The sequence below is a fragment of the Vreelandella hamiltonii genome, from assembly GCF_014651795.1.
Taxonomy (GTDB): Bacteria; Pseudomonadota; Gammaproteobacteria; order Pseudomonadales; family Halomonadaceae; genus Vreelandella; species Vreelandella hamiltonii.
The window spans coordinates 1-21008 of sequence record NZ_BMXO01000007.1 but is presented as its reverse complement, the minus strand read 5'-3'; the positions used below and the strand labels follow the sequence as shown (position 1 = coordinate 21008).

Here is a 21008-nt window from a genome sequence, read left to right as displayed (position 1 = left end):
GATGCATGAACGAGTCGAAGACGATGTCCTGCGCCGACCTGTTGATCCACCTGCTGCGCGATACCTACGGCGTGCGGGCGCTGTTTGGCATTCCCGGCGTGCATACCGTGGAGCTGTACCGTGGCCTGGAGGGCAGCGAGGTGGCGCACATCACCCCGCGCCATGAGCAAGGGGCGGGGTTCATGGCCGATGGTTATGCCCGCGCCAGTGGCCAGCCCGGTGTTTGCCTGATCATTACCGGGCCGGGGATGACCAATATGGCCACCGCCATGGGCCAAGCCCTGGCAGACTCCATCCCCATGTTGGTGATCTCCAGCGTCAATCGTCGCGATACGCTGGGCCTGGGCCAAGGGCGGCTGCACGAACTGCCCAGCCAACAGCAGATGATCAGCGGCGTGGCGCGGTTCAGCCACACCCTGCTGGATGCCAGCACGCTGCCGGAGGTACTTGCCCGCGCCTTTGCCGTGTTCAACGGTGCTCGCCCAGGCCCGGTGCACATCGAAATACCCATCGACCTGTTCAATGCACCCGTACCCGTGCCGACCAGTTGGCAAGCGCCAACGCTATACCGAGCGGCCCCCGACCCGGAAGGCGTGGCCGAAGCGGCTCGCCTGCTCCAGGCGGCGAAGCAGCCCCTGGTGCTGCTGGGGGGTGGCTGTGTGTCAGCGCCAGAAGCCGCGCGAGCGCTGGTTGGGCAACTGGATGCGCCCACGGTGACGACCATCAACGCCAAGGGGCTGCTGGGGCGTGATCACCCGCTGGACCTGGGGGCCAATGCCGCGCTGCCTGCCGTCAGGGAGCTGGCTGCCAGTGCCGATGTGATTCTGGCCATAGGCACCGAGCTGGGCGAAACCGACTATGACGTCGTTTTCGACGACGGTTTTCACCTCAACGGCACGCTGATTCGAATCGACCTGGACCCCGAGCAGCTGGTGCGCAATCAGCGCACCACGCTTGGTTTGGTGGGTGATGCCGGGCGCAGTTTGGAGCTTCTGCTTGAGCACTTTTCAGCGCCGCTGAAACGTCAGGGCGCCGAGCGAACGGCCGCTGCGCTAAACGCATTGGATTTGGCCAATGATCCTGCGTTTCGCGATTTCGTACCGCTTTATGCCGCGCTGGCCGACCACCTGCCTGAGGCCATCCTGGTCGGTGATTCCACCGCGCCGGTGTATGTCGGCAACCACCTCGTCAGCCAGCCCGCGCCCAGGCGCTACTTCAACGCCTCTACCGGCTACGGCACCTTGGGCTATGGGCTGCCTGCGGCACTAGGAGCACAGCTAGCCCGGCCTGATCTCCCCGTCGTTGCGCTGGTGGGAGACGGCGGGGTGATGTTTACGCTCTCGGAGCTTGCCACTGCGGTGGAAGCCCGCCTGCCAGTGGTCATCGTGCTATGGCACAACGCCGGTTATGAAGAGATTCGCCGCTACATGGATGCCAACGGCGTGGCCCGCCTGGGGGTCGATATTCAAGCGCCCAATTTTCTCACCTTGGCCGAAGGCTTCGGCTGCCCCGGCATGCTGGTAGAGAGCCCCGACGAGCTTTCCAGAGCGCTTGCTCAGCGCGTGCCCAGCGGCCCGCTACTGATTGAAATCGACGCCGCTGCCTGGCAGCGGGCGTGCTCACTTCCCGACTAGGACGTTCCCATGCAGACTCTCGACCAGCAGTTCATCAATAATCAATGGGTCGCCTCGGCGGGCACTCGCCTGCTCGATGTGATGAATCCTTACCGCGAAGAGCGGATTGCGCGAGTGACCGGTGGCGATGCGGCAGACGTCGATGCGGCGGTGGCCGCTGCCCGGCAGGCACAGCCCGAGTGGCAGGCATTGGGCGGGGCGGCACGGGCCGAGTATCTGACCAGATTGGCCGAGGCGCTACAGGCACGGCGTGAGGCCTTGATGCAGCTGTCGGCGACCAACAACGGCAAACCGCTGGCCGAGGCAGGGATCGATCTGGACGATGCGATTGCCTGTTACCGCTATTACGCCGCCCAAGCCAAAGCGCTGGATGCGCGCCAAGGAGAGCGCGTCAGTCTCGAAATGGAAGGCGTAGAAGCCCGCACCTACCATGACCCTGTCGGCGTCGTGGGGCTGATTGCGCCCTGGAACTTCCCGCTGGTGACCAGCGCCTGGAAGCTGGCGCCCGCGCTGGCCGCAGGCTGTACGGTGGTGTTCAAACCCTCGGAAGTCACCCCGCTGCCCGAGCGGGTGCTGGCGGAGATCGCGCTGGACATTGGCCTGCCCGCAGGCGTACTGAATCTGCTCAATGGCGACGGTGAAGGCATTGGCGCGCCGCTCACTCACCATGCAGGTGTGGATAAAATCTCCTTTACCGGCAGTAACCGCGTGGGCGAGGCCGTCATGCAGGCCGCCAGCGCGCGTACTGCGAGCGTATCGCTGGAGCTGGGCGGCAAATCCCCCATCCTGGTGATGGACGATGCCGACCTCGCCCAGGCCGCTGACTGGGTGATGGCGGGTATCTACTTCAACGCCGGGCAGATTTGCTCTGCCACCTCGCGACTGCTGGTGCACGAAGACGTTGCCAAGGCGCTCTACGCGGCGCTTGCCGAGCGTATGGACGCGCTGACGCTGGGAGACCCGCTCGCTGAAGGCACCGACCTGGGGCCGTTGACCAGCGCCAGGCAGCGCGATGCCGTACAGCGCTATCTCGATATTGCCGAGCAGGAAGGGCTGACGGTGGTGCGCGATGGGCGGCACCGCACGCTACCCACCCAAGGCTATTTTCTGGCACCTACGCTTTACCGCGATGTGCCGGTAGAGAGCCGTCTGTGGAAAGAAGAGATCTTCGGCCCCGTGCTTTGCGGTCGCAGCGTGGCAAGTGAGGCCGAAGCCATTCGGCTTGCCAATGACAGTGACTTTGGCCTCGCCGCCACGGTGATCAGCGGTGATCCAGAACGCGCCAAGCGGATTGGCCGCCAGTTGAAAGCGGGCAGTATCTGGTACAACAGCGAGCAGCTCGTGCTGCCCGAAACCGCCTGGGGCGGGTTCAAGCGCAGTGGCATCGGGCGCGAGCTGGGCCCTTGGGGGTTAAGCGCCTACCTGGAGGTGAAGCATGTGGTTGGCCCGGCGTAAGTCGCCGGGCCAACGCTTACGTCTGGTGGCGCAAAATGGTCGGCGCTGACCACTGCTGACACACGGGCATGACTTCCAGGCGGGTGATGTTGACGTGGGCAGGCAGGGACGCCACATGCAGCGCCTGCGCGGCTACGTCTTCTGGCTGGAGCGGCTGGGCGCCTTCGTAGTAGCGGTCTGCGACGCCCTGGTCGCCCTTCATGCGCACCAGGGTGAACTCGCTGGCCGTCATGCCGGGGGCCAGATCCGTGACGCGAATGCCCAGCGGGCCCACGTCACAGCGCAGGTTATAGCTGAACTGCTCCACGAAGGCCTTGGTGGCGCCGTAAACATGGCCGCCCGGGTAGGGCGTATTGGCGGCAATGGAGCCCAGGTTGATGATCGTGGCCCCTGGGGTGGAAGCGCTCAGCAGCGGCAGCAGGTGCTTGGTGACGTTGACCAGCCCCTTGATATTGGTGTCGATCATGCGATGCCAGTCTTCCAGCGATGCTTGCGGCGCCGGGTCCTTGCCCAGCGCCAGCCCGGCATTGTTGATCAGCGTGTGCACGCGCTGAAAACGCTCGGGCAAGGCCGCTACGACTTCGGCCACCGCCTCGGCGTCACTGACGTCCAACGCTGCCGTATGGGTAGGCACGCGCTGTTCGAAGGTGGCCTGCAGCTGCGCCAGGCGGTCCTGGCGCCGCCCGGTCAATACCAGTGCCCAGCCCGCGTCGGCAAAAAGATGCGCGCATGCCAGCCCGATGCCGGACGTCGCACCGGTGATGAACACGACCTGCTCGGTTTCGTGCATGGAGAATACTCCCACATTGAATTGTTATGGAACCTCTCGGGGTAGCGCCATTGGGTAACGAACCCGAGCCCTTGAGTATCCATCTTTAGTCGCAGCCTTTCGCAGCGCCCTGGAAAAAGTGCCGCTATGAGGGACATTGCAGCCATCGTCATTGACGAAGCCTGCCTTCTCGAACGCCGATTTGAGCCGTTTGGCGGCTTGTTTCAAGATCGAAGCAGTACCACACCCAATAACGACAACCGTAGAGAGCCTTCCCATGCGGAAACAACTGCTTGCCACGCTGGCGACTCTGGGCATGCTGACGACAGCACCGTTCGTTCTGGCTAACCCGATCGAAATCCAAGTCAACAACACCATGAGCGAAGGCGGTTCCGAAAGCGCCGCCGTGGAGCGCTTTGCAGAGTACCTGGAAGAGCAGGCGCCGGGCCGCTTCAACGTTCGCCCTTTCCTGGCGGGCTCGCTGGGAGGCGAGGATGCCATTCTGGAATTGCTCAACCTGGGGCAGACCCAGCTTTCCATTACCGGCGGGAACTGGCGCCAGCAGTATGCGCCTGAGTACGACGCCATTACCGTGCCATTCGTGTTTGCCACCTGGGAAGAGGTGGATGCGTACATGGAGAGCCCCTCTGGGCAGGCGTTGATCGCGCAGGCCGAAAGCCAGGGCGGGCTCAAGTACTTCGGCACCCAGCATCGTGGGCCGCGCCACATGACCGCCAACAAGGCCATCGAAACCCCTGAAGACCTGCGCGGTTTCCGCATGCGCCTACCTTCGTTGCCGGTGTGGCTGGCGGTATGGGAAGAGATCGGTGCCCAAGTGGTCAACGTGCCTGCTCCGGAGATCTACCTGGCCATGCAGACGCGCCAGGTAGACGGCCATGAAAACTCGCTCTCTTCGCCATATACCCGGCGCTTATGGGAAGTGCAGGACCACATCATTCTGACCAGCCACGTGCAGTTCCCGTGGAACTGGGTGGCCAGTTCGCGGTGGTGGAACGGCCTGGAAGAAGACGATCAAGCGCTGATCGAAGAGGCCATTCACGTGGCGCGTGCCCATGGCTCCGAGCGTGAGCGCGAGCTGGACGAGTACTACCTCGGCGCGCTGGAAGAGCAGGGCATGACCATCATCGAACCGGATATCGAAGCGTTCAGAACCGCTGCGTTGCCTGCCATCGAGCGGGTCATGGCCGATATGGCCGATGGCGTGAGCGAGGACGCCCTCGGGCATCAGGGCGAATGACGCGCTAGCGCCAACGCGTCGGGTTCAGCCACGGGGGTGCCCGACACCCCCGTGGCCGTGGATTGCGAGATCACCTCAGGAAATTATCGATGAATGCTCCCTCGGAAGAGAAAGCGGCACCCGTGCAGGGGCTGGATAGAGCCGCCCAAAGTGTGCTGCGTGTCATTACGAGCCTGTGCGATGTGGTGGGCGTGACCTTGATGGTGGCCATTCTGGTGCTGCTGGTGGCCGCCGTGGTGGCTCGTGACCTGCTGGGGCTGGGAATGCCCTGGACAGAAGAAGTCGCGTCGCTGCTGGCCATTTATGCGATTGGTTTTGGCTCCATTTCGGCGTGGGTGCGTAGTGAGCATCTGGTCGTGGACCTGTTTAGTCACCGGCTCTCCAACGTGGGCAGGCATCTTCAGTATCGCTTGACGGCCATGATCTCCTGCGGATTTTTTGTGCTGGCGGCCTGGGGCGCCTGGATCATGTCCGACATGAGTGCCAACAACAAGACCGTATCGCTGAGTATCAGCTTCAGTTTTCTCTATTACGGCGTATTGCTCAGTTTCTCGGGCATGGCGCTGATCGCCGCGTGGCAGACCCTGCGTGGCCCCGTGGCCTGGTTGGAAGCGCCCCGTGAAGAGGAGCCCGCGCAGCCATGATGGAATTGCTCGTATTCGTAGGGGGCTTGCTGGCCCTGATGGCCATTGGATTGCCCGTGGTGGTGGCCATTGGCGTGACCTCGTTCATTGCCCTGGCGGTAACCGGGGCGGGGGGGCTGCCGGTGGAGCTGCTGCCGTTGCGCATGGTGCAAACCCTCAACAACTTCACGCTGCTGGCCATCCCGCTGTTCATTCTGGCGGCCAACATCATGAACGTGGGCTCCACGACCACCCGTATCTTCGACTTCGCCACGGCGCTGGTGGGATTCACCAAAGGTGGGCTGGGGCATGCCAACGTCGTGGCCAGCTCGATTTTTGCCACCATGTCGGGCACCGCAGTCGCCGATGCCGCCGGGCTTGGCAGCATTGAAATCAAGGCCATGAAGGAGCGCGGCTACGAGCTGGGCTATTCCACCGGTATTACGGCGGCGTCCAGCGTCATTGGCCCCATCCTGCCGCCCAGCATTGCGCTGGTGGTGTATGGCTGGTTGGCCAATGTCAGTATCGGTGGGCTGTTCATGGCGGGGTTGCTGCCGGGCATCCTGATGGCGCTGTTACTGATGGGCATGACGGTGGTGCTGGGCATGACTGGCCGAGTGGTGATGCCCACACCGACCGCGTTCGATGCCTGCGAAGTCGTGCGCACGGGCAAGCGGGCCATCCTGCCTCTGATGATGCCCGCCATTATCGTGGGCGGTATTTGGGGAGGCTTTTTCACCCCCACAGAAGCGGGTGCGATTGCCTCGCTGTACGCGGTGATCCTGGGCGGGGTGATCTACCGTGACCTGAACGGACGGGATTTATTCCAGGCGTTTCGTAGAACCCTGATGTTCAGCGCGGTCATTCTGCTGATCATCGCGGTATCGAGCTTCTACGGCTGGATTCTGGTCCGTATGGGTATCCCCCAGGCGCTGGCAGGCCAGGTCGCCAGCATCGATATGCCCACCATCGTGCTGCTGCTCTGTTTTGCGCTGTTTTTCCTGCTGATCGGCTGCTTCATGTCGGTGATCGAGAGCATCCTGATTTTCACGCCCATCGTCGTACCGGCCGCCCTCAGCGCGGGGTTGGACCCCGTTCACTTCGGTATCGTGATGGTCATCACGCTCTCGGTGGGCGTCATCACGCCGCCCTTCGGCACGGTACTGTTCCTGATGGTCGGGATTACCCGGTTGAGGTACGGCCAGGTGGTCAAAGCCGTATTGCCGTTCCTGCTGCCCATTCTGGCCACGATCCTGCTGTTGATCGCCGTGCCTGGACTGGCGACCTGGCTGCCGAGCATGATGGGGTATTGAGCCTGGTCGCCAATGCTTCGCCTCTGGATGATTCGAACCCAGGGGCGAAGTAACGCATTCAGTGCGGAGGAGATGCAGCGGGTGATTACCCGTGCAGCCGCTCTTTAGCCATCGGCATTGATCTTCTCAACAATCTCCGCCAGCGCGCTTTCCGCCTGGTCATTATCGACTTGGCAGGTGCCCGCATTCAGGTGGCCGCCGCCGCCGTAGCTCAAGCACAGCTCGCCCACATTGGTGTTGCTGGAGCGGTTGAGGATCGACTTGCCAATGGCCAGCACGGTGTTCTGCTGCTTGAGGCCCCACATCACATGGATCGAGATGTTGCACTCGGGGTACATGGCGTAGATCACGAAGCGGTTGGTGGCATAGATGGTCTCTTCGTTGCGCAGGTCCAGCACCACCAGATTGCCGTGTACGCTGGCGCAGCGTTCGATCTGCTGTTTGGCCAGTTGCGCGTGTTCACGGTACAGCGCGGTGCGCTCGTGAACGTCTTCCAAAGCCAGGATTTCGTCGATGGTGTGCTCACGGCAGTAATCGATCAGCTTCATCATCAACTGGTAGTTGGAAATACGGAAGTCGCGGAAGCGCCCCAGCCCCGTGCGCGCGTCCATGATGAAGTTCAGCAGCACCCAGCCTTGCGGGTCGAGAATCTCGTCGCGATCGAACTGTGCCGAATCACCTTTATCGACCGCCTCCATCATGTCGTCCCAGCGGGCGGGGAAGGCCTCGTGGCCACCGTAATATTCCCACACGACGCGTGCCGCAGAAGGGGCGTCGGCATTGATGATGTGGTTGTCGGCACGCTCGACGTTACGCACGGTTTCGCTCAGGTGGTGATCGAAGGCCAGATGGCAGCCGGGCACATAAGGCAGGTTGGTGGTGATGTCGTTGGCATCGATCTCGATCTTGCCATCCTGCATGTCTTTGGGGTGCACGAAGGTGATCTCATCGATCAGCCCCAGATGCTTGAGCAGTGCGCCGCATACCAACCCATCAAAATCGCTGCGGGTAACCAAACGAAACGTGGATGTCTGTTGCGTAGGCATTTGTAGTCTCTTCACGGTGATCGGTATCTGAACGATACCAGCAGTGAACGCGGGTTAAAATAAACCTTTCCGCTCTTGCAACCCCGGTTACCAACGCTTCGGCGAGGCGTAGCACTGGCTAGTTAAAGTGAGCAGTGTTACAGCGGGGCGTGAGCATCAGGGGCTCATGTGTCAGAGGTAAACAATAAAAAACTAATTAAATATTATAGAAGAGACGCGTTGGCATGCAGGAATTCTTTATAAGCCACTGAAATTTAATAATTTAAAAATTTTCTGGCGCAGGCTGGCATGGGGGGTGCAATGTTCTAGGCAAGAACGGCAAGCACGAATGTCAGGACGACACGCCGCTCTTATCGATCGTGAAGATGAAACGTTGTTAGATGCGTAACACGCCGAACTGAACGAAAGAAACGCCATTAGGAGGCACGACCATGAAAAAGGAAGCTCTGAAGAAACTCGGTATTCTGGGTGTATCATTTGGCCTGGTAGCCAGCCCGCTGGCATTCGCAATGGAGGAGCATGAAGAGCACCCCACTGCGCCGCAGGAAGAAACCATGCAGGATGATCAAGGCTCATTCAACTCTTTCGATGCTGATCAAGAGCAAGGTGCCACCAACGACGGTGTGACCACCGAGTACGAAGAGGAAGAGCAAGAATTCACTTATGAAGAGGAAGAAGAAGAGCAGGATCAGTGGGAGACTGAAGAGGAAGACGATTCTGGCTGGTAATCCCACGGCCGCTTAAGGGAGTAACTTCTACTTCGGCTCAAGGATGAGCCACGCAGCGCCCCGCCAATTGCGGGGCGCTGTTGCGTTTGGGCTATCGTGTCATAGGGGCGAACGTGTCATAGGGGTTATCGTATCATAGGGGCGAAGCGTGGAAGGGAAATGCGCGTGAATGCGCTATGGTAAGAGACGCATCTTCACAAAGTCCCTGCGCTATGACCCTGACCACGATAACAAGGACGTGCCCAACGTGTTGAATTGGAAAGAGCTTCCCCAGCTGCCTCGCGCCGAAGGGCGTATCGAAGCCATCGACCTGGCACGAGGTATCGCCATCGGGCTGATGATCGTCAGCCATGCGGTCAGTGGTTTGGTCGGCATACGTAACGTACCGGACTGGGGCATGGTCCCCGTTCACTTCATCACCAAGTTTTCATCGTCGCTGTTCATTCTGGTGTTCGGCATTGCCCTGGCGGTGGCCTTTTTGGCCCATACCCAAAGCGAGGATTGGCCAAAAAGGCGCCTGAAGCTTTGGGTACGCGCCTTGGAAGTGTGGTTCTGGTACAAGGCCCTGACCATCGTCGAGATGCTGCCTTACTACTCCCCCGCCGACATCGTCGATACTCTGCTGTATGGCCGATTTGCCATCTGGGTCGAAATCCTCGGATTTTATGCCATTGCCCTGTTATGGGTGCCGCTGTTGCTCCCCCTGTGGGCACGAACGCCTCTGTGGGCACGACTCGGAGCCATTGTGGGGCTGACCGCGCTCTCGGCCTGGCTTCAAGGGCTGAGCTTCGGCGGAAACGATATTCTCAAGGCGCTGCTGGTGGATCATGAAGACCACTACACTTGGGGCCAACTGAGCCGGGCACCGCTGGTGCTGGCGGGGTTGCTGATGGGTGAGGCCCTGCTGCGCTGCTACTTCGACACGGCGCTGCGCCGCCGTTTGGTCGGCGTATTGGTCGTGGTAGGGGCGCTGATGGTGGCCGGTTTCTACGGCCTGGCCATCAGCGCTGGAGATGTCGATGCCGCCATGCTGGCGATTGCCAACAATGCGGGCAAGCACCCGCCAGGGCTGCAATTCATGCTGTTCAGCGTGGGAGGGGCGCTGGTGCTACTGGGCCTGGCATTGGCAGGCGGCGCCATGGCAGCCAAGGTGCTGCTGCCACTGACCGTGGTGGGCAGCGATGCCCTCAAGGCCTTCATATTTCACATCGTGATGATTTTTCTGGTGCTGCGCTTTTTGCTGGGGGCCGAAAATGTCCTCTCTTATCCACAGGTGCTCGGCGTGGGCGGGCTGTTGATTCTGGGGGCCGCCTTGTGGATAGGGCTGACCCGCTGGGTTGTCCGACATAAATAGCCTTTACGAGAATAGGCAGTGCAACGGTAAGCCGTAGATGGGGAGGCAAGGTTTGAGACGTTTCAAACGCTGGTGGTTGAGTATGGTGCTGGGCGCGCTGCTGCCGATGGGGCCGGTCGTGCTGGCAGAGACTCACGGGCAGGCGCATGGTTATGAGACGAACTGGTACTACGAAGTCGACAAGCAGAGCCCTTGGCAGGGCAGCCTGGATGCCCGGATCGCGGCCATCGAAGAGGCATTCGGTGGCGAGCTGGGCGTCTACGTGCAACAGCTGACGAGCGGCGAAGCGTACTCATGGCGTGCCGATGACCCCTGGTATCTTGCGTCGTTGGTGAAAGTCCCGGTGGCCGCGGAAGTATTGGCGCAGCGCCAGGCGGGCACGCTGTCGCTGGATGAACGGATCACGCTCTCGCGCAGCGACTTCGTGGATGGCGCCGGGCCGGTCAACTGGCACGACCCTGGCACGCCCATTTCCATCCGCTACCTGCTGGAACAGATGGTGACGGTCAGCGATAACACGGCCACGGACATGCTGATCAACCGCGTGGGGCTTGCCGAGGTCAACGCCCGTGCTCGGGCCATGGTTGCGGCCAGCGGCGGGCACCCCGAGCAGTTGGGGCCCATCAGCCTGCTGGTGGGTGTGCGCCAGGGCGTGTACGGCCAGCTGCACCCGCAGGCCCGCCAGCTGGGCGGGCTCGATTTCATGGCGCTTCGCCAGCACAGGCTTGGCCAGCGCCCCGCGGCGCTGGCCCGGACGCTCGGGGTATCGCCCAGCAGTTTCGCGCAGCCAGACTACGACAGCGCCTTCGATGCCTACGAAGCCAGTGGTGAAAACGTCGGCACGCTGCGTGCCTATGGCGACCTGCTGGCCAGCCTGCACCACGGAGGCATGGACGACCTCGACCGCGAGCAGCGGCAAACCCTGCTGGAGGTCATGCAGCGCACCCGCTCTGGCGAACAGCGGCTCAAGCGTGGCATGGGCCGCGAGGTGACGTTTGCTCACAAGACCGGCACCCAGCACCGCCGAAGCTGCGATGCGGGCATCGCCACCCGCGATGGCGCACCCCCGCAACACTGGGTCATCGTCGCCTGTAGCCGTGGCCCGCTGGCGCTGAGTGCCCACGAGCAGGCGTTGACCCGCGTAGGTGAAGCATTACACGACAGCGGCGTGATAAACTGACCAGCCGTTTTGGGTTGAACCGTTATCAGGTTGAATATTAAGGAGTTGACCATGGCCCGCGCTAGCGCACGTCATATTCTGGTAAGCAGTGAAGAGCAGTGCAACGCACTGAAACAAGAGATCGAAAACGGCCGTGACTTTGCCGACGTGGCCAAGCAGCACTCCAGCTGCCCCTCTGGCCGTCAGGGCGGCGACCTGGGCAGCTTTGGCCCCGGCCAGATGGTGCCTGAATTCGACAAGGTGGTGTTCAGCGGTGAATTGAATACCGTGCACGGCCCGGTACAGACCCAGTTTGGCTACCACCTGCTCGAAATCACCAGCCGCAGCTAAGGGCGCCCAGCGCCCGTAAAGCACCGCGGCGGTCCCGCCGCGGTGTGAGGAGCACGCCTTGAACGACCCAATCATTGCCATCGAAGGCCTGAACAAAACCTACTCAGGAGGCTTTCAAGCGCTTAGCCGTGTCGATCTGACCATCGCGCGCGGTGAAATCTTTGCCTTGTTGGGCCCCAACGGCGCCGGCAAGACCACCTTGATCAGCGTGGTGTGCGGGCTGGTGAATCCCAGTGAAGGCCGTGTGTTGGTGGATGGTTTCGATAGCGTTCGCCACTATCGGCAAGCCCGCGAGCGTATCGGCCTGGTGCCCCAGGAACTCACCAACGAAGCCTTCGAAACCGTCTGGAACACCGTCAGCTTTAGCCGAGGCCTGTTCGGCAAGGCGCCGAACCCGGCGCATATCGAAAAGGTGCTCAAGTCACTCGCCCTCTGGGACAAGCGCCATAATCGGCTGATGACTCTCTCGGGGGGCATGAAGCGCCGCGTGCTGATTGCCAAGGCGCTGTCTCACGAACCGCGTATTCTTTTTCTGGATGAGCCCACCGCAGGCGTCGATGTCGAGCTGCGGCGCGACATGTGGCAAGTGGTACGCGGGCTGCGCGATGACGGCGTCACGATCATCCTCACCACCCACTACATCGAAGAAGCCGAAGAGATGGCTGACCGCATCGGGGTCATCAATCGTGGTCAGATCGTGCTGGTGGAAGAGAAAGCCGCGCTGATGAAAAAGCTCGGCAGCAAGCAGCTGACCCTGCAATTGCACACTCCCTTGCAAGCGCTGCCGGAAGCACTGGCCAATGAAGCACTGAGCCTGGCGGCCGATGGGCACGAGCTGGTGTACACCTACGATGGTCGCCAGGAAGAGCATCAGGCCGAGGGGCGCAGCATTTCGTCACTGCTGGCGCAGCTGGAAAAAGAGGGCATTACCTACAAGGACCTGCACACTCGGCAGAGCTCTCTGGAAGACATCTTCGTGGATCTGGTCAAGGAGCGCGCATGAACCTCTATCCCATTCGGGCCATCTACATGGCAGAAATGGCGCGTACTCGGCGAACCCTGCTCCAGAGCATCGTCTCGCCGGTCATCTCCACGTCGCTTTACTTCGTGGTCTTCGGGGCCGCGATTGGTTCGCGCATCAGCGAGATCGGCGGGGTGAGCTATGGCGCCTTCATCGTACCGGGCCTGATCATGCTGATGCTGCTCACCCAGAGCGTCTCCAACGCCTCCTTCGGCATCTTTTTTCCCAAATTCTCCGGCAGTATCTACGAGATATTGTCGGCCCCGGTGTCGTATCTGGAAATCGTCATCGGCTACGTGGGGGCGGCGGCGTCCAAATCGATTCTGCTGGGCTTGATCATCCTGGCCACCTCGGGCTTGTTCGTGCCGCTGGAGATTGCCCATCCCTTCTGGATGCTCACCTTCCTGGTGCTCACCGCCGTCACGTTCAGCCTGCTGGGGTTCATCATCGGTATCTGGGCCGACGGTTTCGATAAACTGCAGCTGGTGCCGCTGCTGGTGATTACGCCGCTGACGTTTCTAGGCGGCAGCTTCTACTCCATCGATATGCTGCCTCCGTTCTGGCAAACCGTGACCCTGGCCAACCCCGTGGTGTACCTGGTGAGCGGGTTTCGCTGGAGCTTTTATGGCATCAGTGATGTCAGTGTGGGCGCCAGTATTGCGATGATCCTGTTCTTTTTAGCCGTCAGCCTGGCCACCATTGCCTGGATTTTCCGCACCGGATACCGGCTGAAGCCCTGACGTTTCACGTTTTTCTGCAAAGGTAACGCCTGCTTATGCCGCTACTGCAAAGTGCCGTGCACCGCCTGGAGCCCTCGTTGGATGGCGAGCGCCTGACCGTGACGCCGCCCCCGGCACCCGCCGAGGCCGACAACCCCGTCATGGCCAGCCTGGTCAACACCCTCAACGATACCTACAACACCAAGGCCAAGGGGTGGGGGCGGTTTGCCGAGCAGGGGGAGCAGGCCGGGCCTCTGGTGGCCTGGCTGAGCGCCTATCTGGCGGCCGACCCTTCGGGCACCGAACAAGGTTTTGCCGAGCTGGCCAACGCCCTGGCCGAGCGCCTTGCGCAAACGCTGCAGGAGCAGCTGTCGGTCAGTGGTTATCTGGTGATGGCGCACCTTCGTCAGGGGGATACGGATACCCTGTTCTTCGGCCTGATTCATCAGCGGGAAGGGATCGGCTTCAATGAGGCCCATCAGGCCGTGCCAGCCGCTCAGTTGAACGCCAGCCAGCTGACGCTGGCGGCCAGGGTGAACCTCACCCAGTGGCAACGGGCGGATGCCACGACGCAGTACGTCTCGTTCCTCAAGGACCGTGGTGCCAAAAAGCTCTCCGATGGGCTGGTGGCGCTGCTGGGCATGGAAGAGGGCATCGATGCCCCGGCAGAAACCCGCACCCTGCTCAAGGCCTTCAGCGACTACGTCGAAAAAGAAGACCTGGACGACGACGCCAGCCGTGAAAAAACCGACACCCTGGTGGATTACGCCAACGAGCAGCTGCGCCGTGGCGAACCCATGACGCTGGAAGCGCTTTCCGAGCTGGTGGACGAGAAGCAGCCACAGGCGTTTTACGACCATATCCGCAACGCCGATTACGGCCTCTCTCCGGAGATTCCGCCGGACAAGCGCACCATCAACCAGTTCCGCCGGTTTACCGGCCGAGCGGGTGGGGTGTCGATCAGCTTCGACTCGCACCTGCTGGGTTCCAGCATCGAGTACGATGCCGCGCAGGACCGTCTTATCATCAAGCAGGTGCCCAAACAGCTCAAAGAGCAGTTGGCCAAACGCAAGGAGTAATTGCCGTGCTGGACGCGATTCAAAGCTTCTTTCAGCGGACGCTGTCGGCCCCGGAGCAGCGCGACGACCAGGCCCTGACCCTAGAACTCGCCTGTGCTGCGCTATTGTGCGAAGTGATGCGGGCCGACTATGAACAGAGCGAGGCCGAGCGCGCCGCCATGCAGCGCATGCTGATGACGCGCTATCGCCTCGATGAGCAGGCAGTGGCCGAACTGATGCGCCTGGCCGAGGCAGAAGTGGACGACGCCGTGGACCACTACCAGTTCGTCAGCCTGATCAAACAGCACTATGGCTATGAGCAGCGCCTGGAAGTCGTGGCCATGATGTGGCAGGTGGCCTGGGCCGATGGCTCGCTGGACCCGCTGGAAGAGCACCGCATTCGCCGCCTGGCCGACCTCCTGCACGTCAGCCACAGTGATTTCATTCGCAGCAAGCTCAGCCAACGCCCGGATTCCGCCTCTTAAACGCTTCAAGGAGCGCTTCGACCGCCATGAACAACAATGCTCTTCCTCCTCCTGCGCCCAAGCCGCCCCATGAACAGTCGCCCTGGGAGCGGTGGATAGAGACAGCGCTATGGAACTCCCGTTTTCTCGTCATGCTGGCGGTGGTGCCGAGCCTGATGGGGTCGCTGTTGCTGTTCATCGTCGGCACGCTGGATATTTTGAGTGTGGGGGGCGATGTACTGCATTACTACTTTATCGATGACTCGCGCAATATCCACGACACCCTCGTGCCCAATATCATCATGGCCGTGGATATTTATCTGATTGCCATCGTGCTGCTGATTTTCGGGCTGGGGGTGTATCGGCTATTCGTGTCTCGCATCGACCAAGCCGAAGTACGCTACCCTACGCACCCCTTCAACGTTGCCTCTCTGGATCAACTCAAGGACAAGATTGCCCGCGTCGTCATATTGGCCGTCATTATCGAGTTCTTTCGCGCCGTGGTGGATATCCGCTTCAGCACACCGTTGGAGGCCATTTATCTGGCCCTTTCCGTACTGGCGCTTGCTGCCGCGCTCTACTTGATGAGCCTGGCGCACAAGGGCGAGTAGCTCGCCCTTCCCGTGAACAGCCCGTGGCGGGCTACGGAGAGCTCTCCGTTTCCAACAGGCTCGCCACCAGCGCATTCAACTGCTGCTGGAACTGGCCACCGGGGGAGGGCGGGTTGGGATCGGACGTTATCACGACCGTCATCGCCCGCTCAGGCACCACGAACAGCGCTTGGCCACCGTAGCCTCGGCCATACATCACTGGTGTGTTGGCCAGGGTAGTGATGAACCAGCCATAGCCGTAACCATCGCCTGTCCAGGGCGAGCTGCCCCGAGCAGTCCAGGAAGCCTCCACCCAGCCTTCGGGCAAGACCCGCTGGCCGTTCACTAAGCCATCGTTGCGGTACAGTTCACCAATCTCGACCAGGGCTCGGGGCGACAGCAGCATATCGTTGCCACCAAAGTAAATGCCTTGCGGGTCCCGTGGCCATGCAGGAATGGTGATGTTCAAAGGCTCGCCCAGCAGCCGTTGGGCGAGCGCCAAGGTGCTTTCACCGCTGGCATGGGTGAGGGCCGCCGAGAGCAGATGGCTCGTACCCGTGGAATAGAGCATGCGCCCGCCGGGGGTATCGACGAACGGACGGCTAAGCGCATCGTTGACCCAGTTGGCGCTGGCCACCCAGGCGCCGTAGTGGCTTCCCGAGGTGCGCTCCAATCCTGCCTGCTGGGCAAGCAAGTGGGCCACGGTGATGTCGTTGACCCGTAGGTCGGCATCGCTGGGCAGGCTGTTCAGCAGGCTCGCCAACGGCTGGTCCACCGAGTCGATCACGCCCGCTTCGATAGCCGCCCCCGTAATGGCCGCCAGCACGGTTTTGGATAACGACTTCACGTTGGCAGGCGCCGCCACCCCAGGCCCACCCTGATGAATTTCGTGCACGATCTCTCCATCATGGGCGACCACCACCGCATGCACTCGGGGCAGCGCAGCGGTGCGTTCGTCGAGCGCTTGAAGCCGTGCGGCATCAGGCGCGTTGGCAGAGGCCATCGGCAGAGAAAACGAGACGAAGGAGAGCGCACAACAGCAGGACACCAGCAGAGGAAAACGCATCGCAGAACCTTGGCAGAGCCTTGAAAAGGGGAGGCTAAACTTCGAGGCAGTGCCTGGCCAAAGGTTCCCCAGCGGCCCCTGATCAGCCAAATTCCAGGAAATTACGCAAACATCAAAAAAGCCTGCTACGCTAGAAGGGCCTGTTAAGGGAGAAGCAACCCTTTGATTTTCATGAAACGCTAAAGCAAGGAGTGCCGTTATGCGTAGCATTATCTATATCGTGGGTCTGGTTGTCGTGGTGTTGTTCATCCTTTCGCTGCTGGGCTTACGTTAAGCAGCCTGGGGCCACCATCCCCGTTAGCACGCCAAGCGCCCGCTTCCCCCAGCGGGCGTTTTTTTATGGGTTTACGCTGCCAATGTCAGGGGTAAGGTGGCTGAGCCGATTATTTGGTGGTTCTACATCTAGGGCTGGTCAATATCCCTCCACGTCATAAAACGATACCCGCCAACGATCTGTGAGGGCTGCCTATTTCGATAGCTCATCTCTTCTGGCTGCTTGTCATGCAATCCATAAGCAAACAGCAGCCCTACTGGCTCGGGTAGCTCAGGTGGCGATTCTTCCCTTGTCCACTGATACCACCTGTTAGCTAATTGCGAGTGGTGACGAAGCGTCGCTCGCGCATGCAAATAGGTATTCCTGTCTGATGAACGTTCGCGCCGACGTATATCCCTCGCCTCGCTGTCAACATCTTCGAGCCAGCTCCAAGACTGCTTTAATGAGTCTATAGCTGCATCAATCTCAGCTTGCTCCGCCCTCTGAAGTAACCACTCTTCTTGCTCTCCAGAGATAGACGCCACCAGTGAACCAATGGTGCGATGGTAATAACGGTTAGGCAGTGCATCTTCGCGTGCTTCTAGAGCAGCCAGGGTGTCCTGATAGTCGCGGTAACGTTGCGCTAGCCAGGCCAGATAAACCAGGGTATGGAAGCGAAAGTTTTCACCTGTAGGACTGCGTCGAGAATTGGTATGTCGTTGATAGTGGCGTGCCAAAGCGGGTAATGAATAGCCTTCGATTTCATCGTTCAGCTCAAACATTTCAGCAAAACGGCGACCTCTAGCCACTAGACTATCTAACGGTGGGAAGGGAACTCCAGCGATGGTGGCGCGACGATACATGCGGTGCAGGGCAGCACGTGAAAGCTCTGCGCTGGCTTTCTGCTCATCAGGCTTCAGTCCACCCCCAATGTCCTCACTAATGCCGGGGCACAGCTCTTCATGCCACTGCGAATTTTCTGCGCCCAGCGGACGGCAGCGGCGATAAAAACGGCGCTCGTGAGCAGCGATCAAATGCAGTGCTCGCTGGCAGCCTGGGTGAAGCTCACCACCATCATCAAGCACCGGAGTCAACGGGTGAAACCAATCTAGCGGCCCCATCTCGGCATGGGTACGATCCACACAGTCCAACAAGCCTACAAATACGACCTCCACATCGCTGTCCTGATAAACAAAACGTTCGCCATCCTGATCGCACACTTCATCTAGAAGCCGCCGTACAAATGCTTTAGCCATGGCGGCACCAAAATCGAAGCCAAAGACAGAGACGCGTATTCGGACCAACGGTAGCTCACTGTGTTGCTTAATATCAGCAACGCTGTTTTCAAAATCACTCACGGCGGCGGAGAGGCGGGTGTGACTTCCACTCATTAATAGGTTAGCCGCAATGGGGGTATCACGAATAGGCGCCAAAGCTTCGATACCTGTTCGAACAACCGCATCCCTGGCTTGCTTGACCCAATTCCAAGGTTGCGTAATAGATACCTTGAATGAACGGCCAAAGACCTCATACCAGCGCCCTGAGCCACGACCAGCGGCCACATCCTTGGCGGCATCCATGGCACTGGAACGTAACTGCCCCTCCCCTGTTCCAATGGCTTCGTCAGGAGCGCGATGCGCAGCCCCTAGCACATTATCGGAAAGGCTTGATTCAAAAGGTGTTCCAAGGCCGGAGTAATAATGCCTACGAACCGGAGAGGCAAGCTGGCCCTCAGCCTCAGAGGGATAAGCTGAAAATAAACGTCCAACATTACTTACAGTATCATCATGCAAATCTTTTTCTAAATTTCTTGAAATTCCATCGAAAAAAAATCCTATATCCAACTTTTGACTGCAATCAGCTCCGAGTGAAGATGAAAAATCATGATTAATTCTAGCATTTAACGAACATATACTATCAAGCGTCACCTCATCCATTTCATCTGTTCTCCTTGTCCACGGTATTCATCAAATTTTGGCGACCTAATATCCTGGCTCCAAACTAAATCAACTTTGTTGTCAGAAATAAAATGAACATGTAGGTACTGATCTTCTCGTGTGTGCTCAGGCATTGGCAGGGTCAAACTGTATCTTTCCTCATCAAGGCCTGCCTCTATATCCTCAGGCGTAACATCCAGAATCCAAACCACTTCGACTGTGTCATTTTTAAATGACCAACAGCAAGTAGTGCTACCCCAAGAATAAGGAGCCATATTCCCCCCCCAATTACCATCGACCCAATAACTAAAAATAGGTCTTTCGGTATGGTTATAACCTGCCAGAGAACCATTCTTTGATGTATTAAAGATCATCTCCCAAGCCAGCCAAATTAAAAACAAACCAGCTAATAATATTTTTAGCCAAGCTGGCAGTAAACGCAAATAACGACTTATAGTCCAGCGAACCAACATATAACCCCCTTTGATAAATAAAACATTGCGCTCTTATAAAGCTTGTCTGTCGATTATCTTGATCCGTCCAGTATTTAGTTAGCGAATATTCGTGCTCCCAAAAATCCATCTTATCATTGAAAAAATTTAATATGCAGATATTTATCATCTTGATGATATTCTAGCATAGTAATAATTACGCTCTGCTTTTCTTCTTCCACCCCTTGGTGATGCTGATCTTCTATCCTGCTCAATATCTTGAAACCCCAACGGTGACTGTTTGAAAAGACCAACAAAAAGTTGTGCTACATAAAGAGTAGGTATTCATATTCCCTCCCCAGTCACCATCAACCTAGTAGCTCGCAATAAGTCTATCAGTATGTTTGCAACCTGCTAATAAGCCACTCTTTGACGGGTTGAAAAACATGCCTTATGACACCCACAAACACCCATGATGTCTAACAGCATCCGCAACCAGACAGGCAGCAAACGCAAATAACGCCTTATTGCCCAACGAACTAACATTCTTCAGCCTGCTTATGAGCAGTTACCAATAAATCAGCCAAGGGGGCTTCGCTTTTAGCTGCTCGCTGTAAAAGAGTTTTCATCTCTTCGGCAGCCCAGGCACCTTCTCCCTCGCTTAGCTGTATGTAGACATATGTTCGCCGGTCGGCAGTGGCGGTCAATCCATGGCTGTCTGCTTGAACCAGTGCCTTGGCAACATGCCGTGGACGTTCGCAACCACATATCCCAGTGAACAAAGCAGGCGAAAAATCGACCAACTCGCTGGTCATCTGCATTACCTCTGGGTCACCGTGTAATGAACGCCAACGTGCGTCATCGACTAACAAGCGCCAAGGTGTACGCTTAGCGAGCGGGGCGCGACCTTCCAAAGCCGTCCAACCGGACGTTTCGTTGCGATACCACCAGCGATTCACACCTGCGAACAGGAGGTTCTCCGGATTACCTTGAGCATCTCGATGCAGTTGAGTGATGGCATCAGGCAGGTAAAAACGCAGCAAAGAACGCTGCTGGTGCAAGTTTTCCATCACTATTGCCGGAGCCATGTGAATAGCCAATTCCGCCCCAGGCAGGGGGCTTTCGATCCAACTCTGTAACGCACAATCGATACCATCCAGCGTGGACAGCGCCTCGAGTTTGTTTTGCTTTAACTGCAGCAACCATGGTCCTTCGCGTTGCAAGTGAGGCTGGCTTTCATCCTTGATGAGCGACCAGTACCGGCTCTCTTGAACCATGTCGTTGAAGAGCGTCGAACGGCAGGTCACCGGTAGAGGCGCTAATTCAACCAGAGCATAGCGTGATACCTCCGCTGCCTGTTCTGATTCACCATGCTGCCAGGGGTAAAGAGCATTCGCTTTCATGATGACTCCCCAGGGATAGCACTCTGGCCTTCAGCGAGCGCTTTCAGCCAACACTCTTCACATACTTCCGGCACTTTGAGCTGTGTCGTCAGCAGGGCCTCTTGGGATAGCGCATCAACCCGTTCATGCATTTCCGCCACCGCCCGCCCCGGCAATAGCGGGCCTTCCACCGCCTGCCCGGAACCGTTGCCGGGGCTGCCGCCTGCGTTGACCCGTACCGAGGGGCCCACCAGGGTGATTCCGCCGCTGTCCAGCTTGATGAAGCTGCCGGCGGCGTTCAGGGTGAGTTCGTCGCTGGCTTCCAGCACCACCTTGTGGCCTGCCTTGATGTGCAGCTCTCGGCCACTTTCACTGAGCCAGGCCTGCCCAGCCTTGA

20 protein-coding genes and 1 pseudogene are annotated in these 21008 nt (G+C 59.1%); 14 read left to right on the top strand and 7 right to left on the bottom strand.

Annotated elements, in window-relative coordinates; translation table 11 throughout:
* The first annotated feature begins 5 nt into the window (after positions 1–5).
* Positions 6–1634: a 5-guanidino-2-oxopentanoate decarboxylase gene (locus IE061_RS08760; protein ID WP_230478417.1), complete on the top strand. Its 1629-nt coding sequence runs from the start codon at positions 6–8 to the stop codon at positions 1632–1634.
* A 9-nt stretch (positions 1635–1643) separates the two neighbouring features.
* Positions 1644–3089, top strand: coding sequence for an aldehyde dehydrogenase family protein (locus tag IE061_RS08755; protein WP_193461425.1), 1446 nt, complete (start codon positions 1644–1646; stop codon positions 3087–3089).
* Positions 3090–3105: 16 nt separating this feature from the next.
* Here the strand turns inward: IE061_RS08755 and IE061_RS08750 are convergent, their stop codons facing one another.
* Entirely contained in the window at positions 3106–3879 is a 774-nt protein-coding gene (locus IE061_RS08750) for an SDR family NAD(P)-dependent oxidoreductase (RefSeq protein WP_039175184.1), read from the bottom strand.
* Between the two features lie 256 nt (positions 3880–4135).
* Here IE061_RS08750 and IE061_RS08745 point away from each other — a divergent pair, with 256 nt between their 5' ends.
* From IE061_RS08745 to IE061_RS08735, 3 genes are all read left to right on the top strand, one after another.
* Positions 4136–5116, top strand: a complete 981-nt coding sequence (locus IE061_RS08745; RefSeq protein WP_039175185.1) for a TRAP transporter substrate-binding protein — start codon at positions 4136–4138, stop codon at positions 5114–5116.
* A gap of 89 nt (positions 5117–5205) precedes the next feature.
* On the top strand, positions 5206–5760 hold the full coding sequence (locus IE061_RS08740; RefSeq protein WP_039175186.1) for a TRAP transporter small permease: 555 nt from the start codon (positions 5206–5208) through the stop codon (positions 5758–5760).
* Complete coding sequence (locus tag IE061_RS08735; RefSeq protein WP_039175187.1) at positions 5757–7052, top strand: TRAP transporter large permease; 1296 nt, start codon at positions 5757–5759, stop codon at positions 7050–7052. Before IE061_RS08740 ends, IE061_RS08735 begins: the two co-directional genes overlap by 4 nt.
* Positions 7053–7156: 104 nt before the next feature.
* Here the strand turns inward: IE061_RS08735 and IE061_RS08730 are convergent, their stop codons facing one another.
* Positions 7157–8098 carry a DHH family phosphoesterase gene (locus IE061_RS08730; protein WP_039175188.1) on the bottom strand — a complete coding sequence of 314 codons (942 nt, stop codon included), beginning with the start codon at positions 8096–8098 and terminating at the stop codon, positions 7157–7159.
* Between the two features lie 431 nt (positions 8099–8529).
* Here IE061_RS08730 and IE061_RS08725 point away from each other — a divergent pair, with 431 nt between their 5' ends.
* From IE061_RS08725 to IE061_RS08685, 9 genes are all read left to right on the top strand, one after another.
* Positions 8530–8826, top strand: coding sequence for a hypothetical protein (locus IE061_RS08725; protein ID WP_039175189.1), 297 nt, complete (start codon positions 8530–8532; stop codon positions 8824–8826).
* Between the two features lie 169 nt (positions 8827–8995).
* Complete coding sequence (locus IE061_RS08720; protein WP_230478416.1) at positions 8996–10180, top strand: heparan-alpha-glucosaminide N-acetyltransferase domain-containing protein; 1185 nt, start codon at positions 8996–8998, stop codon at positions 10178–10180.
* A gap of 106 nt (positions 10181–10286) precedes the next feature.
* Positions 10287–11360, top strand: a complete 1074-nt coding sequence (locus IE061_RS08715) for a serine hydrolase (protein ID WP_230478427.1) — start codon at positions 10287–10289, stop codon at positions 11358–11360.
* 51 nt (positions 11361–11411) lie between these two features.
* Positions 11412–11690, top strand: a complete 279-nt coding sequence (locus IE061_RS08710; protein WP_039175191.1) for a peptidylprolyl isomerase — start codon at positions 11412–11414, stop codon at positions 11688–11690.
* A gap of 58 nt (positions 11691–11748) precedes the next feature.
* The gene (locus IE061_RS08705; protein WP_193461424.1) at positions 11749–12693 is read left to right on the top strand and encodes an ABC transporter ATP-binding protein; all 945 of its coding nucleotides are present in this window, start codon (positions 11749–11751) and stop codon (positions 12691–12693) included.
* Complete coding sequence (locus IE061_RS08700) at positions 12690–13451, top strand: ABC transporter permease (RefSeq protein WP_016915096.1); 762 nt, start codon at positions 12690–12692, stop codon at positions 13449–13451. The genes IE061_RS08705 and IE061_RS08700 overlap by 4 nt, the downstream gene beginning before the upstream one ends.
* A 35-nt stretch (positions 13452–13486) precedes the next feature.
* Complete coding sequence (locus tag IE061_RS08695) at positions 13487–14509, top strand: nucleoid-associated protein (protein ID WP_193461423.1); 1023 nt, start codon at positions 13487–13489, stop codon at positions 14507–14509.
* A 5-nt stretch (positions 14510–14514) separates the two neighbouring features.
* A complete protein-coding gene (locus IE061_RS08690) occupies positions 14515–14973 on the top strand; it encodes a tellurite resistance TerB family protein (RefSeq protein WP_193461422.1) in 459 nt (152 codons plus the stop codon).
* Between the two features lie 26 nt (positions 14974–14999).
* Positions 15000–15563 carry a YqhA family protein gene (locus tag IE061_RS08685; protein WP_084123705.1) on the top strand — a complete coding sequence of 188 codons (564 nt, stop codon included), beginning with the start codon at positions 15000–15002 and terminating at the stop codon, positions 15561–15563.
* A 31-nt stretch (positions 15564–15594) separates the two neighbouring features.
* Here the strand turns inward: IE061_RS08685 and IE061_RS08680 are convergent, their stop codons facing one another.
* The 5 genes and pseudogenes from IE061_RS08680 to IE061_RS08660 all read right to left on the bottom strand — a co-directional run.
* Positions 15595–16608: a serine hydrolase domain-containing protein gene (locus IE061_RS08680; RefSeq protein ID WP_193461421.1), complete on the bottom strand. Its 1014-nt coding sequence runs from the start codon at positions 16606–16608 to the stop codon at positions 15595–15597.
* A 402-nt stretch (positions 16609–17010) separates the two neighbouring features.
* The gene (locus IE061_RS08675; RefSeq protein WP_193461420.1) at positions 17011–18798 is read right to left on the bottom strand and encodes a DUF2235 domain-containing protein; all 1788 of its coding nucleotides are present in this window, start codon (positions 18796–18798) and stop codon (positions 17011–17013) included.
* Positions 18786–19271: a DUF3304 domain-containing protein gene (locus IE061_RS08670; RefSeq protein ID WP_193461419.1), complete on the bottom strand. Its 486-nt coding sequence runs from the start codon at positions 19269–19271 to the stop codon at positions 18786–18788. The genes IE061_RS08675 and IE061_RS08670 overlap by 13 nt, the downstream gene beginning before the upstream one ends.
* Positions 19272–19768: 497 nt before the next feature.
* Complete coding sequence (locus IE061_RS08665; RefSeq protein ID WP_193461418.1) at positions 19769–20632, bottom strand: DUF4123 domain-containing protein; 864 nt, start codon at positions 20630–20632, stop codon at positions 19769–19771.
* Positions 20629–21008, bottom strand: a pseudogene (locus tag IE061_RS08660) (DUF2345 domain-containing protein); the annotation flags it as partial. The pseudogene IE061_RS08660 and the gene IE061_RS08665, both read right to left, overlap by 4 nt.